This window comes from Proteus sp. GOKU (genome assembly GCF_015475555.1).
Lineage (GTDB): Bacteria > Pseudomonadota > Gammaproteobacteria > Enterobacterales > Enterobacteriaceae > Proteus > Proteus mirabilis_B.
Map to the genome: position 1 here is coordinate 2,154,636 of NZ_CP034105.1, position 16,444 is coordinate 2,171,079.

13 protein-coding genes and 1 tRNA gene are annotated in these 16,444 nt (G+C 36.3%); 4 read left to right on the forward strand and 10 right to left on the reverse strand.

The window, feature by feature from the left end:
• The first annotated feature begins 11 nt into the window (after positions 1–11).
• Positions 12–1,214, forward strand: coding sequence for a multidrug efflux MFS transporter MdtH (gene mdtH, locus EHE21_RS10045; protein ID WP_088495441.1), 1,203 nt, complete (start codon positions 12–14; stop codon positions 1,212–1,214).
• A gap of 42 nt (positions 1,215–1,256) precedes the next feature.
• Positions 1,257–1,811 (forward strand): lipoprotein, encoded by a 555-nt coding sequence (locus EHE21_RS10050; RefSeq protein WP_098942642.1) that lies wholly within the window; start codon positions 1,257–1,259, stop codon positions 1,809–1,811.
• A 109-nt stretch (positions 1,812–1,920) separates the two neighbouring features.
• On the opposite strand, the gene EHE21_RS10055 is transcribed toward EHE21_RS10050, so the two are convergent.
• The 4 genes from EHE21_RS10055 to ghrA all read right to left on the reverse strand — a co-directional run bounded on the left by EHE21_RS10055 (position 1,921) and on the right by ghrA (position 7,648).
• Positions 1,921–2,505: a TorD/DmsD family molecular chaperone gene (locus EHE21_RS10055; RefSeq protein ID WP_098942641.1), complete on the reverse strand. Its 585-nt coding sequence runs from the start codon at positions 2,503–2,505 to the stop codon at positions 1,921–1,923.
• Positions 2,506–2,752: 247 nt separating this feature from the next.
• Positions 2,753–3,361 carry a 2OG-Fe(II) oxygenase gene (locus tag EHE21_RS10060; protein ID WP_194950589.1) on the reverse strand — a complete coding sequence of 203 codons (609 nt, stop codon included), beginning with the start codon at positions 3,359–3,361 and terminating at the stop codon, positions 2,753–2,755.
• A gap of 237 nt (positions 3,362–3,598) precedes the next feature.
• A complete protein-coding gene (locus tag EHE21_RS10065) occupies positions 3,599–6,508 on the reverse strand; it encodes a hypothetical protein (RefSeq protein WP_194950590.1) in 2,910 nt (969 codons plus the stop codon).
• A gap of 198 nt (positions 6,509–6,706) precedes the next feature.
• Positions 6,707–7,648 carry a glyoxylate/hydroxypyruvate reductase GhrA gene (ghrA, locus tag EHE21_RS10070; protein ID WP_194950591.1) on the reverse strand — a complete coding sequence of 314 codons (942 nt, stop codon included), beginning with the start codon at positions 7,646–7,648 and terminating at the stop codon, positions 6,707–6,709.
• A gap of 313 nt (positions 7,649–7,961) precedes the next feature.
• On the opposite strand from ghrA, the gene EHE21_RS10075 reads away from it, so the two are divergent.
• Positions 7,962–8,049, forward strand: a tRNA-Ser gene (locus tag EHE21_RS10075).
• Between the two features lie 580 nt (positions 8,050–8,629).
• Entirely contained in the window at positions 8,630–10,330 is a 1,701-nt protein-coding gene (gene dauA, locus EHE21_RS10080) for a C4-dicarboxylic acid transporter DauA (protein ID WP_194950592.1), read from the forward strand.
• A gap of 174 nt (positions 10,331–10,504) precedes the next feature.
• On the opposite strand, the gene EHE21_RS10085 is transcribed toward dauA, so the two are convergent.
• The 6 genes from EHE21_RS10085 to hemA are packed head-to-tail and all read right to left on the reverse strand — an operon-like array spanning position 10,505 to position 16,368.
• A complete protein-coding gene (locus EHE21_RS10085) occupies positions 10,505–11,434 on the reverse strand; it encodes a TIGR01212 family radical SAM protein (protein WP_088495433.1) in 930 nt (309 codons plus the stop codon).
• Between the two features lie 7 nt (positions 11,435–11,441).
• A complete protein-coding gene (kdsA, locus tag EHE21_RS10090; protein WP_088495432.1) occupies positions 11,442–12,296 on the reverse strand; it encodes a 3-deoxy-8-phosphooctulonate synthase in 855 nt (284 codons plus the stop codon).
• 57 nt (positions 12,297–12,353) lie between these two features.
• The gene (sirB1, locus tag EHE21_RS10095) at positions 12,354–13,163 is read right to left on the reverse strand and encodes an invasion regulator SirB1 (protein ID WP_194952619.1); all 810 of its coding nucleotides are present in this window, start codon (positions 13,161–13,163) and stop codon (positions 12,354–12,356) included.
• Positions 13,147–13,995: a peptide chain release factor N(5)-glutamine methyltransferase gene (gene prmC, locus EHE21_RS10100; RefSeq protein WP_194950593.1), complete on the reverse strand. Its 849-nt coding sequence runs from the start codon at positions 13,993–13,995 to the stop codon at positions 13,147–13,149. Before prmC ends, sirB1 begins: the two co-directional genes overlap by 17 nt.
• Positions 13,995–15,077, reverse strand: coding sequence for a peptide chain release factor 1 (gene prfA, locus EHE21_RS10105; protein WP_088495429.1), 1,083 nt, complete (start codon positions 15,075–15,077; stop codon positions 13,995–13,997). The genes prmC and prfA overlap by 1 nt, the downstream gene beginning before the upstream one ends.
• A 28-nt stretch (positions 15,078–15,105) precedes the next feature.
• Positions 15,106–16,368: a glutamyl-tRNA reductase gene (gene hemA / locus EHE21_RS10110; RefSeq protein WP_088495428.1), complete on the reverse strand. Its 1,263-nt coding sequence runs from the start codon at positions 16,366–16,368 to the stop codon at positions 15,106–15,108.
• Positions 16,369–16,444 lie beyond the last annotated feature (76 nt).

The following is a 16,444-nucleotide window of genomic DNA, read 5'->3' on the forward strand; positions in this document are numbered from 1 at the left end:
GATGGTGAGTAATGGCGCTGGTAACACAAGCCCGTACTTTGGGTAAATACTTCCTCCTAATTGACAATATGTTAGTTGTCTTAGGTTTTTTCGTCGTTTTTCCGCTTATTTCTATTCGTTTCGTCGAACAATTAGGTTGGGCTGGTGTTATTGTCGGTTTTGCTTTAGGGCTTAGACAACTCGTACAACAAGGCCTTGGCATTTTTGGCGGCGCTATTGCAGACCGTTTTGGTGCAAAACCAATGATAATAACAGGCATGTTATTACGAGCTTTAGGTTTTGCTTTAATGGCAATGGCTGATCAACCTTGGATACTTTGGTTATCTTGCATTTTATCTGCATTAGGTGGAACTTTATTTGATCCACCTCGCACAGCGCTAGTTATAAAATTAACCCGTCCTTATGAACGCGGTCGTTTTTACTCTTTATTGTTAATGCAAGATAGCGCTGGTGCCGTTATTGGTGCACTCATTGGTAGCTGGTTATTACAGTATGATTTTCATTTGGTATGCTGGGTCGGTGCTGGTGTTTTTGTTATCGCAGCCTTATTTAATGCTTGGTTATTACCTGCTTATCGTATCTCCACAACCCGAACACCAATTAAAGAAGGGTTAAAGCGAGTATGCCTTGATAAACGCTTTGTCAGTTATGTCTTAACCCTGACAGGTTATTTTGTATTATCTGTTCAAGTTATGTTGATGTTTCCTATTATCGTCAATGATATTGCGGGTACACCAACCGCTGTAAAATGGATGTATGCCATTGAAGCTCTACTTTCTTTAACGTTGCTTTATCCTATTGCTCGCTGGAGTGAAAAACGTTTCAAATTAGAACAGCGTTTAATGGCTGGCTTATTTTTAATGAGCATCAGCATGTTCCCTGTTGGCATGATCCATTCATTACAAAGCATCTTCTTGATTATTGGTCTATTTTATCTTGGTACTATTACAGCAGAACCTGCACGCGAAACATTAAGTGCATCACTTGCTGATCCTCGCGCTCGTGGTAGTTATATGGGATTTAGTCGCTTAGGCTTGGCATTTGGTGGCGCTATTGGATATACAGGTGGTGGATGGATGTATGATTTAGGTAATCAATTTGACATGCCTGAATTACCTTGGTTCTTACTAGGAACTGTAGGTTTAATAACACTTTATGCGTTACATCGCCAATTTAATCGTAAAAAAATAGAAACAGCCATGCTTACTCCCTAGAGATCAGGTAAACTCTTAGTTATCAATGATCAAGGAGTGTTTATGAAAGCAATTTTTCTAACCAGTATATTAGTATTAACAAGCTTAATCACAGGGTGTGATCAGCTCAAGCAATTTGATGTGAGTGAAAACCTTATTAATGACTATATCAGTCAAAAAATAAATCTTCAGAAACATATTGGTGAAGATGAGGTTGTATCTGCTGATATTAAATTAAGCAATCTTTCTATTCAAATTGGTCGTACTGAGCCGGGTAAAATAAATCTTTCAGGTACAACTGATCTGATAATTAATTCATTCTTTGGTAAGACTAGCGCTAAAGTTGAGCTTACGTTATCAGGGCAACCTTCTTATCAAGCTGATAAAGGGGCGATATACATAAAATCAATGGCTATTGATAGTTACAAAGTCTCTCCAGAAAAAATGGATGCTGTGGTTGTGGCACTAAAACCTTATTTGGATACAACAATCACGACTTACTTTGATAATCACCCTGTTTATGTTCTTAACCCAGAAAAAAACAGTGCTGAAGCTGCCGCGTTTAAACTGGCTAAAGGAATTGAAGTTAAACCGGGTAAATTCGTGATCCAACTCTAATAGTTACGCAAGTTGATTAAAAATATTTATCGTCATTAATGAGAAAGGCAAACCTAATGGTTTGCCTTTTTTATGAATAATAAAATACTTTTGCAAAGAAATAGTTATATTACTCTGCTTGCGTATCTTCAGTATCGTCACTCTCTTCTTCATCATCAGAGAGTTCTTCACGTAATGCTGATAATGCACCACGCGCAATACCTGCTAGTGTGCGATAAAAGCCAGTTGTTGCATGAGCTTCAACCTTACCTAAAAATGTGCCAGCCCAAGGTAACAGATATTCATCAAATAATTGTATTTGTGCCAATACTTCATCTTCTGCTGAGTTATCTTCAAGCCATGAAGCAGCAAGTAGTAAAGCACCAAAACTGTCTGTTGCATTATCTGTAACTGGCATACCCCTTGCGATCAAAAATTGACGAATATCGTCTTCTTTGATCTCTTCATAATCATGGGCATAAATAGACACAGCAGGAGTTTCGCTACCAAAAAGAGACTGATAATCCGCTTCAACACTGGCTAAATCTTTGACGCTATTTTTTAAGGTGTTAAATAACTCATCTTGCTCTAATGGCCATAGCTGGCTAAGTTTTCCTTCACCAATCATTTTAATAATTGGTGATAAAATAGGATCATTGGGATCACGTTGGAATAATGTGCCTAAAAGCCGGCAAACTATTGAAAATTCATTCATTGTATTTTTATCCTAAAAAGTTTCGCGTTATTGTGCGTTTAACGGTAAGAAAATCAACTTTTTTCGTCATTTCTCTTTTATTGTTAATATAAATCTTACTATTTTTAATCGCTTAAAACAGAAAAAGCGCGCTCTTATTATTAAGTCTTTTACTTAATATAAGAAACGCGCCTAATCCCATGCTACTTATCTTCTAAAGCAGTTTTATAATAAACGACTTTATGACAACAGCATTTTATTGCATTTGTTAACTGGCTATATCAAGAAAATTATCTCTTACACCATTCACACGAAACCACCCTGCAATACTTATTCTCTCTTTATTAGTAGGAAGTACTTCATGAGGGAATTGTTCTGAAAGAAAAACAACCAAACGTCCACCTTTAGGAGCAACTGTTGCTAGTTCTTTATCTTCCAAATCATAAATAACTAACTCGCCGCCGTCTTCTTTTTTCCAATCCTCATTAAGATACAATACTGTTGTTAATCGCCGCGTCACATTTTCTTTAAATGCATCCAGATGTTTTTTATAAAAAGCACCTTTTTCATAACAAGCAAAATGCGCTTCATATTCAAAAAGTCCAAGAAAAAACTCACGATTTACCGCACGTTGAATAGACTCCATTTGCATTAAATAATGCTGAACGGGTGTTCCCATTTCAGGTTCTAGCCAACGTATTTTATCACTTCGAATTGTTGTTTCTGCAAGCCGATTCTCATGACGACCAATACGTGCTTGTTGTGCATTACCATCAAAACAAGCGCGCAATTGTTGAACAGCCTCTGGTGTGAGGAAATCATCCCATACACACCATCCTTTCTCTGCTATTTGCTCAAGAAGTTCTGCTATATTCATTAAGTATATTGTCTGATAAACATGGGAAACTACTTTATATCACCAAGTTAAGCAAAATGACAATTTAATAAACTTATCTTTTCGATAACATCAATTAATTAGAGATAAACCCCATAAAAATCAAATATAATAGATAAAACAAAACTTAACACTACCTGCCTTGTTAAAACCCGCATTTTCCCAAGGGATATTTTATAAGTTACATTACATTAATAATAAACAAAATGAATGATTCAATTAGTAATAATAACTTGTTGATATTTTATTTACTCGCTTTTCATCTTTATCATAAATATAATTAATATTTCCTTTAACTTGAGTATGTATAATCGCTTTTTTATTTCCTAATCGTACAAATCCTGTTGGTAATGTCTTCTTTTTGTACGAAAGTTCACTAATAGACATAATATCTGTAGAGGTAATTTGATATTCAATATGGGCAAACTGCTGTTTATATCTAGTATATAAATCATCCAGATTTGTCTTTATTTCATCTAAGTTAATCTCTTTAGTGTCTCTATTTTTTTCTATAAGATGCTTTATTTCATTTTGTAAATCAGAACGAAGCGAGCTTCCCTGTCTATTTAACTGATAATTTGCTATAAAGTAAGGCTTAAATTTTTCATTCATATTGTCTTTTTCCTGAGAAGACAACATCTCTTTTCTCTTTTTTAATGAGGATAAAATATGATTAATATTATGTTGTCTATTCTCTTCTGTTATTTTAGCCTGAAAAATCTCATCTTTACTTTGAAATGAAGTAGTAATAAGATTTTTATTACTATCATCTTTTAATTTATTAATTTCTTTTTTACCTGATGATAAATTTAAATAGATGCTATCTAACTTATCAATATTATTAGAAAGATAATATTTTTCTGGGAAACTTTCTAATAGTTTATTTAGCTTTAATACTCTTTTATAAATTCCTTTTATGTTTTTTTTATCTTGTTCCTGACTCCCCGCTCTTATTAATTTTTCACTTTTAAAAAGTGTAAAACCTAACAAGCTATTTATTCTTTTTTTTACCATTAATTCAAAATCTTTTACGGATGTTAATGGATACCACTGAATAACATTATCAGAATTTGTTGTAGAAGGCGTAAATTTCAAATCACGATAAACATCAATACCAAGCTCTAATAAATTAAGATCAAGCCTCTTTGTTTTCTTTGTAACATCTGTTTCACCATAATCGATAAATTTATTAATATTTAAATCTAGTTTTAATAAATTGAAAATAAAGTTTATACCAATAGCATTTCTGGGTACGGTTAGTTCCATATTAGGATTAACCATGACATCAACATCAAAACTCCCTTCACTTCTTATCTCACCTCCTAACGAGATACTCATATCTTGATTAATTTCAAGAGTAGATTTATCGATCAATTCGTTTTCATTTTTAGTTAATCCTTGATTAATAAAATTTGAGATCTCATTAATATCAAGGCTAAATGAGAAATTAGATTTTTTAGCGTAAGTGGCACCTAATAAAGCACTTGCCATGATAGGAGTAACAAAACCATAGTCAACATTTCCTAACTCCCATCTTTTTTCATATCCACCAATTCCCGCGGATAAACCTGCAACAAAAAGATTCTTCTTATTATTAATAAAAGAAAAAGTGATCTTATTACCTTCACTTTTTGATAATGTAATAGAGTGTGACTTTGCATAAGAAGCTAATAGAAAGGCATTAACTCCTATATTACTTGGCAGTTGAAAAGCATTAATGCCCAAAAAAGCTCGAATATCACTATGGTGACTAATTGTAATATTTTCTTTCTCTTTAAGGTCTTTTACTAATGAATAAATCACCTCACCTTGTGTTACACCACTTTTGACACCTTTAACTATACGATTTAACACATCATAGTTTTTTTCTATATTTTTTTTAATACCATATAATGCCATTGGCTTGCTGTTATATGCAGTTGTCGAAGAATTAACAAGTTGTTTTATATTAGAAAATAATCCTCTAAAACCAGGATCAACAGTTTTTGCAATATTTTTCATCATTGCTTTATATTTTTTTAATGCATATTGCTCTTTAGCTTTACTAATATGTAATCTGGAATCATCAATAACAGAAGAGAAAAAAGGAATATGTCGGCTACTGAAATTACCTATTGTTTGAGTAGAAAATGGCTGACCAGAATGATAATTTTTATAATTATTCTCACCTACCATTGAGTAAAATGATAAGGGTGGCTCCTGTTTTAAACGAGTAACCTCATACTGATAATCTTTAACCGCAAAAATATTCAAAGGGTCAAGGTAGTATATTTTTATTTTATTACCTTTATCCACAATGAGTTGAATTTTATTTAATATTGGTTTAATTGCTAATATTTTATCAGTTTCCTTTAATGGAAGTTTTATTTTATGCTTTTTGATTTTAATATCATGTTCAGTTTCAGCATGGTCAGTTTGATCGTATGTTGACTCTAGTGTTGCAGGTAATCCAGCTGTGTAAAGTTGGTTATTTTTAACTTCAATTGTAATATCTAGACCATCTCTTTTTATTTTTAGTATATTATTTTCTTTTAATTCCACAATATTATTGATGCTTGATAAATCTTGTTTTAGATTATCATCAATTATATATTTTTCATATTCAACGATAAAATTACTACCAATAGTATTTGATGAAACATCATTTAAGCTATATTCTTTTTCGAGTCTGTTAAATTTAATTTTATAAAGGTCACTACTATTATCTATATTGCTATATTTATTTCCAATCAAGAACCCATTAGGATCAACATAAAGTTCTTTAAACTTCATATTATCAGTGTTTTTAGTCTCTATATTAAAAACATCATATTTAAATCCTCCTTTAAAGTGTTTTTGATATAATCCTGTAAATAAGTCATGTGTTTTACCTTTAATTAAGAGCAAGGAGCCATCATCATCAAGAGTAACACCCATATTATTTAATAATGACATATTGGTAGAGCCAAGATAAACATAGTTCTTAGCATTATTTAAGTTAAATTGTTTTTCTTCTTTTTGTTTATCATTATTTTTACGATAGCTCTCATTACCATTACCTATTGTATTTATTGAACATTTCTCTTTTTTTCCATTAAAAGTACCCATAGGTATTAGCTTACTGGGTATCGTCTCTATTTTATTATTCATGTATACCTCATTATCTTCAAATCATGAGGTAATAATCAATAAGATAATCTGCAAACGATATCTTTTTACAACCAGATTTTTATTACATTATATAAATAACAGAAAAAATGATGTTTTTTGAAAGTCAGGGCAAAAAAATAGGCAATAAACTAAAATTTATTGCCTATTATATAAAATTAGAAAAGGTATTAAATGGTTTTAATATCCACTTTTCATATCAACCACACCACAAGGTGATTCACCCTTTTCAATTCGTTGGATATTTTCAACAATTGTATCCATGGCGATATTAGGAATTGTAAAGGCGGCAATATGTGGCGTAATAGAAACACGAGGATGAGTCCAAAATGGGTGCATTCCTGCTAATGGCTCTTGAGCAAAAACATCCAAAGTCGCATCAGCAATATGCCCTTGATCTATCGCTTCTAATAAATCTTGATCAACTAAATGCGCACCCCGCGCCAAATTAATCAAATAAGAAGAAGGTTTAAGTTGTTCAAAGAGTGAAAAATTCAAAATACCATGCGTTTCTGGCGTATAAGGTAATAAGTTAATTAGTAAATTACACTCTTTAAGGAAATCATTGAGTTGCTCTTTACCATAAAAACTTTCAACATTTTTAATTTGTTTTTCACTGCGACTCCAGCAACGAACTTTAAAACCAAGTTCAGCAAGTTTAGTCGCAACACTCCCACCTAAAGCTCCAGCACCTAAAACACCAATAACAAAATCGTCATAAGAATGCGCAGGAAGTTGTTTCCATAAACGTTGTGATTGTTGGCGTTTATAATCATCCATTCGACGAAAGTAATACATCACTTTAGCAATCGCATATTCTTGCATTTGAAGCCCCATTCCGGTGTCTTCTAAACGCATAACAGGAACGCCAGTTGGTAATGTACCTGGCTTTTGTTGCTCTTGTTTTAAAATAGCATCGACTCCCGCCCCTAAGGCAAAAATACCTTTTAGGTGATTGCGACTGGCTAGCATTTCATAAGGAGGAAGCCAAACCATAGCGTAATCAGCAGGTTGATTATCGCCAGGTTCCCAAATGCGTATATTGGCATTCGGCAAACGTGCCTTCATACCATTGATCCATGTATCTGCGTCAAAAAAAGGATGATAATAAATAATATTCATTTTGCCTTCCTCCAGCATTTTTATCATAGGGTGCGAGGGTTACGTTCTGATTTCAAGTCTCTTTGAATAAGTTGTTAATAAAAATGTTGAGAATGTTAACCAGTTAACGAAATTCTTAATTCTCTTTTCAATGCAGCAATCCATATCTATATTGCTTTACTGCATAATTTGCCTAGCATTTGTGCATATTGTTTTTTATTTGACTGCTTGATGCAAAAGTTAAGGGAAAAATGCATTTAGCTGTTGACGCCTATGATCCTTTTCCATATAGTAGCGCCCCGTTGAGAGATGTTAAGTACATATCCAACAACACGGTGAGATGTCCGAGAGGCTGAAGGAGCACGCCTGGAAAGTGTGTATACGGCAACGTATCGAGGGTTCGAATCCCTCTCTCACCGCCATATTCTAAGATAGAGCCTAGTTTTTTAACTAGGCTCTATTTTTTTTGTCCAAATTTTCTACACTCTCAGTCTCTTTTTCTCTTCACGGACTTGTTTATATCCCGTAACGCTTCATTTTTTGATGATATTATTGTTAGTATATTACATATTCTTTATTTTATTTTTGCTTAATCGTTTTATTTAATAATTTCTCATCACTTAATAATCTTTGATTATTAATTTTAATGAGTTAAAACAACTTATGTAGTTGTTATTTATGTCTATCCGATTTTTATGACGTAAAAAGATTTTTATTACCCTATCTCTAAACGACATTTATTCTAAAATAAAACGCTTTTTATAATTTTAAAATAAATTTAAACTTTATTTTCAAGCAAGCAACAGAATAAATACAATAAGATACATTGCATTATCTATTTAGGTTAACTTATTAGTTTAATTGATTTTATTTTTACTAAGCTTTAAGATATGCATTAATAATTTGATGTATCACATTATTATCAGCGAATAAAAGCGATATCCTCTCTTTTCCTTATCGCCGTTATTCGGCATCTGACTTCTTATTTTGGTTTAATCCTAAATGAAAACTCATAAAGTTAACCGGGTTCGCCCCTTTAGTGCATTTATTGATGCATGTGTAAAAGAGCCTTACTCTTTTGCGCGTTTATTAAAAGATATTATTGCAGGGATCACCGTCGGAATTATCGCGATACCTTTAGCCATGGCTTTGGCAATTGGTAGCGGTGTTCCTCCGCAATACGGTCTTTATACCGCAGCTATTGCCGGTATAGTCATTGCTGTTTCTGGTGGCTCTCGATACAGCGTTTCAGGGCCTACTGCCGCTTTTGTTGTGATCCTTTATCCTGTATCACAACAGTTTGGTTTAAGTGGGCTATTGATTGCTACGCTTATGTCTGGCGTGATCTTAGTGGTTATGGGTTTAGCTCGCTTTGGCAAGCTTATTGAGTATATTCCTGTTTCTGTAACACTTGGATTTACTTCGGGGATTGCTATCACCATTGCCACCATGCAAGTAAAAGACTTTTTTGGTCTTGAATTAGCGCATGTGCCAGAAACCTACATTGATAAAGTGATTGCTCTAGGCTCTGCATTACCGACTATTCATCTTGGTGATACACTTATCGGTCTGACAACACTGTTGGTTTTAATTTATTGGCCTAAGTTGAATTTACGTTTACCCGGCCACTTACCCGCTTTAATTGCAGGTACAGCAGTAATGGGTATTGTGAATATGTTCGGTCATGACGTTGCAACAATTGGTTCCCAATTTAGTTATATGCTTCCTAATGGAACAACTGGGCAAGGTATTCCACCTATTTTGCCTCAGTTTGTTTTACCTTGGAATTTACCAAGCACAGGTACATCACTTGAATTAAATTGGAGTACTGTTTCTGCTTTATTACCCGCAGCTTTCTCAATGGCAATGTTAGGCGCTATCGAATCATTATTATGTGCGGTTGTGCTTGATGGTATGACTGGCAAAAAACACCACTCTAATGGTGAGTTAGTCGGACAAGGTGTTGGTAATATTGTTGCGCCATTCTTTGGTGGTATCACAGCAACTGCGGCGATTGCACGTTCCGCTGCTAACGTGCGTGCAGGTGCAACATCACCTGTTTCTGCTATTGTTCACTCGTTATTGGTATTGCTAACTTTACTTGTATTAGCCCCTTTCCTTTCTTATTTACCTTTAGCCGCAATGTCCGCACTGCTGTTAATTGTTGCATGGAATATGAGTGAAGCCCGTAAAGTTATTGACCTTATTCGACACGCGCCTAAAGACGATATTATTGTCTTAGTATTATGCTTATCACTCACCGTTCTCTTTGATATGGTTATTGCCATTACTATCGGTATTGTGTTGGCTTCACTGTTATTTATGCGTCGTATTGCCAATATGACCAAAATAACTGAATCCCCTTATACTGATGATGATAAGCAGTTATTGGTTGTGCGTGTTAATGGTCCACTGTTCTTTGCCGCCGCTGAGCGTATCTTTAATGAGTTACGTGAACGTAGTAAAGGTTATAAAACCGTTATTATGCAATGGGATGCTGTTCCTGTATTAGATGCAGGTGGATTACATGCATTCCAGCATTTTGTCACTGATGTTAAACATGATACCCATGTGATTGTTTGTGATATTCCTTTCCAGCCTTTAAAAACGCTGGCAAGAGCAAGAGTCACGCCTATTGAAGGAGAACTTAATTTCTATCCTTCATTACAAAAAGCACTGGATGATTTGGAATTAATTCAGTAGTTATTTATTACAATTAATATAAAATTTATTTAGCCCTTAATTTAAGTGATTTAATTAAGGGCTATTTTAATATTTCATAATTTATATTGAGAAAAAATGAATTGCATTTTTTAATATAAATTAAAAAACATTCAGATTTGAAATGTATATCGTGCGGTAATTTCTTAATATGGCTTATTTAGAATTAGGAATAAACGCATTACCAATCCCGCTTCCTTGCACACCCTTTTTTAATAAATCTTGATAAAGTGCATTCATTCCCAACCAGTGATTTTCACACCATTCAGGAGCTAATAAGGTGGGTTTTCTGGCGCTAGCACACACACGGTGATAAATCATTTCAGGAGGAGTATGGCGGATCATCTCACCCGCGGTATAAACATATTGTTCTTGCGTCAATGCATTAATACGCCCTGCTTTCCAAGCTTTAGCTATCGTACTGCCTTCAACAATATGCAATGGGTGTAATTTAAGCCCATCAGTGCCTGTCTCTACCACACGCTCTAATGTTTGCATATTTAACAGATGATCTTCTCGTGGCAGTCCAACAATAAGGTGCGTACACACTTTTAAACCACGCCGACGCGCTTCACGTGTGGTCGCTTGGTAACATTGAAAATCATGCCCACGATTAATGTGCTTCAATGTTTTATCATGAGCCGTTTGCAAACCAAGTTCTAACCATACTTCATAGCCTTTATCGCGATAACCTTGCAATAAATCCAAAACGCTGACAGGGACACAATCTGGCCGAGTTCCAACACATAATCCAACCATGTCAGCTTGTAATAATGCGGTTTCATATAAAGTACGCAAATATTCTACTTCGGCATAAGTACTGGTATAGGCTTGAAAATAGGCAAGATAACGATGTGCGCGGTTAATATTTTTGGCTTGTAATGCAATTTGTTCTTCTATCGAATGATATTGTGTTTGCTCATCAGCAAAAGAGGAAACATTACAGAAAGTACAGCCACCTCGCCCTAATGTGCCATCTCGATTAGGACAGTTGAAACCGCCATGGAGGGTGATTTTATGAATTTTTTCGTGATAACGGCGCTGAAGATCAGCGCCGAACATATTCACTACTGTATGCAGTTGCATAACAATTTTATTTGCTGGTATCTAACTCTGGGAAATTTTTCACCACTTCATCAATCGCTTTAATTTGAGCTAAGAAAGGCTCTAATTTTGCCAGTGGCAACGCTGATGGGCCATCACAACGCGCATTATCTGGATCTGGGTGAGCTTCAAGGAATAATCCAGCAAGACCAACAGCCATACCTGCACGAGCTAATTCAGCAACTTGCGCGCGACGTCCGCCTGATGCGGCACCAAATGGGTCACGACACTGTAATGAGTGGGTGACATCAAAAATAACCGGTGCGCCTTGAGAAGCCTGCATCATGACATGGAAGCCTAACATATCAACAACTAAGTTATCGTAACCAAAGTTGCTACCACGATCACATAGAATAACTTGATCGTTACCGCCTTCTTTAAACTTATCGACGATATTTCCCATTTGTCCTGGGCTTACAAACTGAGGTTTTTTTACGTTGATCACAGCGCCAGTTTTAGCCATCGCTTCAACAAGATCAGTTTGACGCGCTAAAAATGCAGGTAATTGGATAACATCAACCACTTCTGATACAGGTTGAGCCTGTGCTGCTTCATGAACGTCAGTAATAATTTTAACGCCAAAAGTTTCTTTTAACTCTTGGAAAATTTTCATCCCTTCTTCTAAACCCGGACCACGGTAAGAGTGGATTGAAGAACGGTTTGCTTTATCAAAAGAAGCTTTGAATACATAAGGAATATTCAGTTTCTGAGTTACAGTGACGTAATGCTCACAAATACGCATGGCTAAATCGCGCGATTCTAATACATTCATGCCACCAAAAAGCACAAATGGCAGGTCGTTTGCTACCTTGATATCACCAATATTCACCACTTTATGTTGCATATTTATCCCTATACTGTTTGTAATGTACTGTGTTAATTAAGTACGTTTCTTAAATTTTTAATGTAGAACAATAGGATTTTGTTCTATCGAATGAATTTGGATTTTGATCATCTCTGAAATAGGATCTTCAGGACATTGCTCAACAAAATAGTTTAAGTCAGAAATCGCCACATGGTTGCACTCTAACTGAGCAAAAATAAGTCCACGATCACGTATTTCGTAGGGATCTTCAGGATCAAACATTAACACCGTTTCACTGGCTTTTAATGCTTGCACCATATTCTTTTCTTCCATTAAAGAAACTTTCAATGTATCCAAAAGCTTACGAATAATAGAACTGTATTCTGATTCTTCTAAATCTGCCTCTAATAATACAGAGGCACCGCCTACATTCCCTTTTAACCAAACTTCTAAGGTATGTTGCGATAGATATTCACCATTTATTGGATTTAAAAATAGCGGTTGTTCATTAGGAATATCTATTCTGATGATCAGTTGTGTAGGAAAGATAACCGGGACTAACGGTAAATTTAACGCTTGTGCGATATAAATAAGAATCGAACCCAGTGAAACAGGAGAGCCGACATGTGTCGCTAATACTTTATCTAACCATAACGTATCAGAAAGGCAATATTTGCCACTTGCACCACTAAAGTGCCACTGCTTATAAAACAGTTTTAGCAGTGCTTCTATCTGCTCTTTGGTATTTCCTTGTTGGGGAATTTCAGCTTCAGCCTGTTCAACTAACTGCGCGAGTTGATAACCAACAGAAGTGGTCGGAAAATCAGGTCGAATAGCCTGAGAGATAAGGATCATGCCCTTAACTAAAGGGGCTTTATTAAATTCGTAATCAGCTATGGTTTCTATCATAATTCCAACGACCTACTGTCACACGCTCATTACCGCCATAATCACGGAAAGTTTCCACACAGCAGTAACCCTTATCAATAAAAATATTGCGTACCCCTTCACCTTGTTGCCAGCCGTGTTCCAGTAATACCCAGCCATTATCAGTTAAAAATTGACGAGCAGTTTCAACGATAATCTCGATATCAGCAAAACCATTTTTGCCAGCAACTAATGCGGTTAAAGGTTCAAAACGAACATCCCCCTGATGAATATGCTCATCATTTTCATCAATGTAAGGAGGATTACTGATTATCATACCAAATTGATACCCTGAGAGTGAACTAAACCAACAACTTTCCATAAATTCAGTGTTGTTTAATGCTAAGTTGGTCGCATTCTCTTGCGCTAATACCACAGCTTCAGCTTGAAAATCCACACCAATAACATGGCAATCTGGGCGTTCTGATGCCATTGCTAACGCAATAGCCCCTGTTCCTGTTCCTAAATCAAGAATACGAGTCGGCTCTGATGGTAGTTTTTCTAAGGCTTTTTCAACAAGGCATTCTGTATCTGGGCGAGGAATTAATGTTGCAGGTGAGACTTTTAAAGGCAGTGACCAAAACTCTCTTTCACCGACTAAATAAGCAATAGGTTCACCTTTAATACGTCGAGTCAGCAATTGCGATAATTGTGCTAACTCGTCTGACGAAAGTACCGTTTCATTAAAGGCAATTAAATAAGTGCGGGTACGTTGTGTTACGTACCCAAGTAGAATTTCAGCATCACGTTTAGGGCTGTCACTTTCAATTAATTGCAAGGCTGCTTCTCGCAGCCATTGTTCATAATTCATTAATTCAACTCAGAAAGTGCAGAAAGCTGATCCGCTTGATATTCAGTTACGATAGGCTGAATTAATGGATCTAATTTTCCTTCCATGACTTCATCTAAGCGATAAAACGTGAGGTTGATACGGTGATCTGTTACACGACCTTGCGGGAAGTTGTACGTTCTAATTCGGTCAGAACGGTCACCAGAACCCAATAAATTACGACGTTCAGAAGCTTCAGCTTCTTGGCGTTTTTGCATTTCAGCTGCACGAATACGTGCACCTAATACAGACATCGCTTTGGCTTTGTTTTTGTGCTGTGAACGCTCATCCTGACATTCCACCACAATTCCTGTTGGAATATGCGTAATACGGATAGCAGAGTCAGTGGTATTAACGTGCTGACCACCCGCTCCTGAAGAACGGAATGTATCAATACGTAAGTCACTTGGACTGATTTCAGGTAATTCAGCTTCTGGCACTTCAGCTAAGACGGCAACCGTACAAGCAGAAGTATGAATACGACCTTGAGATTCCGTTTCAGGAACGCGTTGAACACGGTGACCGCCTGATTCGAATTTCAATACACCATAAGCGCCATCGCCAACCACTTTGGCGATAACCTCTTTGTAGCCACCATGCTCACCTTCGTTAGCATTCATGACTTCAATACGCCAGCGACGTGATTCTGCATAACGGCTATACATACGGAATAAATCACCCGCGAATAATGCCGCTTCATCTCCCCCTGTTCCCGCACGAATTTCAAGGAAACAGTTAAATTCATCATCAGGATCTTTAGGCAGTAACAACACTTGTAACTGTTGTTCTAAATCATCGTTTAATGCTTGTGCTTCTTTCAGCTCTTCTTGTGCCATCTCTTTCATTTCAGGATCATCAAGCATCATTTCTGCTGCTTCGATGTCGTCTTGCACTTTTCGCCATTGGCTAAAACAAGCCGTAACGTCAGTTAATTGAGAGTATTCTTTTGAAAGCGCACGAAAACGCTCCTGAGAGGCAATAACATCGGCTTCTGACAGAAGTGCCTGAATTTCTTCATAACGCTCTTGTAGAGCTTCCAACTTAGCGACAATAGAAGGCTTCATTCGTAGATTAAGATCCTGTTAGACAAAGTTAATTATGGGTAATACCCAAACTTTCACGTAATAGATTCAGGCGTTCAATATCACCATCACTGGCGGCCTGTTGAAGAGATTTTGTTGGTGTGTGAATAAGACGATTCATCAATTGATGCGAGAGCTGTTGGATGACTTTTTCTGCATCCGCTCCGTTTTGTATCAATGTGATGGCTTTTTCTGTCATTTCTGCACGTAACATTTCAGCACTGTCTCGATATTCTCGAATTGCACCCACAGCACCTTGTGCTCGTAGCCAATCCATAAATTGCCCACTTTCTTGCTGGACAATATGTTCTGCTTGAACCGCAGCAGCTTGGCGTTGTTCACGGTTATGTTGAATTATCGCTTCTAAATCATCAACGCTATAAAGATAAACGTTATTAAGTTTTTCGACATCTTGTTCTATATCACGAGGAACTGCGATGTCCACCAGCAACATTGGCTGATTTCGGCGTTTTTTAAGCGCTCTTTCAACCATTCCCTTACCAATAATTGGTAAGGGGCTTGCCGTAGAACTAATGACAATATCAGCCTGTGCAAGACACTCATCAATCTCTGATAATGTAATGACTTCAGCATCAACTTCATTTGCTAAACGCTGAGCACGTTCTTTTGTTCGATTAGCAATAATGATTTTTTTGACTTGATGTTCACGAAGATGGCGAGCGACTAACTCTATTGTCTCACCGGCACCCACTAATAAAATAGTCAAAGAAGATAACGATTCAAAGATTTGACGCGCTAATGTACAAGCCGCAAAAGCAACAGAAACCGCATTAGCACCAATTTGTGTCTCTGTTCTCACTCTTTTCGCAACTGAAAAAGATTTCTGAAACAAGCGTTCCAGCTCTGAAGAGAGCGAGTGGTAATTTTGAGAATCGGCAAAGGCTTTTTTAACTTGCCCTAAAATTTGAGGTTCACCTAATACGAGAGAATCTAAACCACTTGCCACTCGCATTAAATGGCTGACAGCTTGATTATCTTGATGCCAATAGACACTGCTTTTCAGGTCATTTGGCTCTATTTGGTGATATTGACATAACCAGCGAATAAGCTGTTCATGGCTATTTTCTTTGTCTTCCATACTAAGATAGAGCTCAGTACGGTTACAAGTAGACAGCACGACACCGCCTCTGACAGCGGGTTGCTGTAAGAGGTTATTCAAGGCATCACCCATGGTATCGGGAGAAAAAGAGACTTTCTCACGTAAAGCAACGGGGGCTGTTTTATGATTAATACCTAATGCTAATAACGTCATATCAACTATATTGAGTTATGAATAAATACCGCCTCGCGACTTGACTTAGTGTAAACCTAAAACAGCGCATTTAGTA

What these genes read in the sequence shown, in the direction of transcription:
- mdtH (WP_088495441.1), top strand. Translation starts at nt 12, where the DNA reads ATGGCGCTGGTAACACAAGCCCGTACTTTGGGTAAATACTTCCTCCTA.
- EHE21_RS10050 (WP_098942642.1), top strand. Translation starts at nt 1,257, where the DNA reads ATGAAAGCAATTTTTCTAACCAGTATATTAGTATTAACAAGCTTAATC.
- EHE21_RS10055 (WP_098942641.1), bottom strand. Translation starts at nt 2,505, where the DNA reads ATGAATGAATTTTCAATAGTTTGCCGGCTTTTAGGCACATTATTCCAA.
- EHE21_RS10060 (WP_194950589.1), bottom strand. Translation starts at nt 3,361, where the DNA reads ATGAATATAGCAGAACTTCTTGAGCAAATAGCAGAGAAAGGATGGTGT.
- EHE21_RS10065 (WP_194950590.1), bottom strand. Translation starts at nt 6,508, where the DNA reads ATGAATAATAAAATAGAGACGATACCCAGTAAGCTAATACCTATGGGT.
- ghrA (WP_194950591.1), bottom strand. Translation starts at nt 7,648, where the DNA reads ATGAATATTATTTATTATCATCCTTTTTTTGACGCAGATACATGGATC.
- dauA (WP_194950592.1), top strand. Translation starts at nt 8,630, where the DNA reads ATGAAAACTCATAAAGTTAACCGGGTTCGCCCCTTTAGTGCATTTATT.
- EHE21_RS10085 (WP_088495433.1), bottom strand. Translation starts at nt 11,434, where the DNA reads ATGCAACTGCATACAGTAGTGAATATGTTCGGCGCTGATCTTCAGCGC.
- kdsA (WP_088495432.1), bottom strand. Translation starts at nt 12,296, where the DNA reads ATGCAACATAAAGTGGTGAATATTGGTGATATCAAGGTAGCAAACGAC.
- prmC (WP_194950593.1), bottom strand. Translation starts at nt 13,995, where the DNA reads ATGAATTATGAACAATGGCTGCGAGAAGCAGCCTTGCAATTAATTGAA.
- prfA (WP_088495429.1), bottom strand. Translation starts at nt 15,077, where the DNA reads ATGAAGCCTTCTATTGTCGCTAAGTTGGAAGCTCTACAAGAGCGTTAT.
- hemA (WP_088495428.1), bottom strand. Translation starts at nt 16,368, where the DNA reads ATGACGTTATTAGCATTAGGTATTAATCATAAAACAGCCCCCGTTGCT.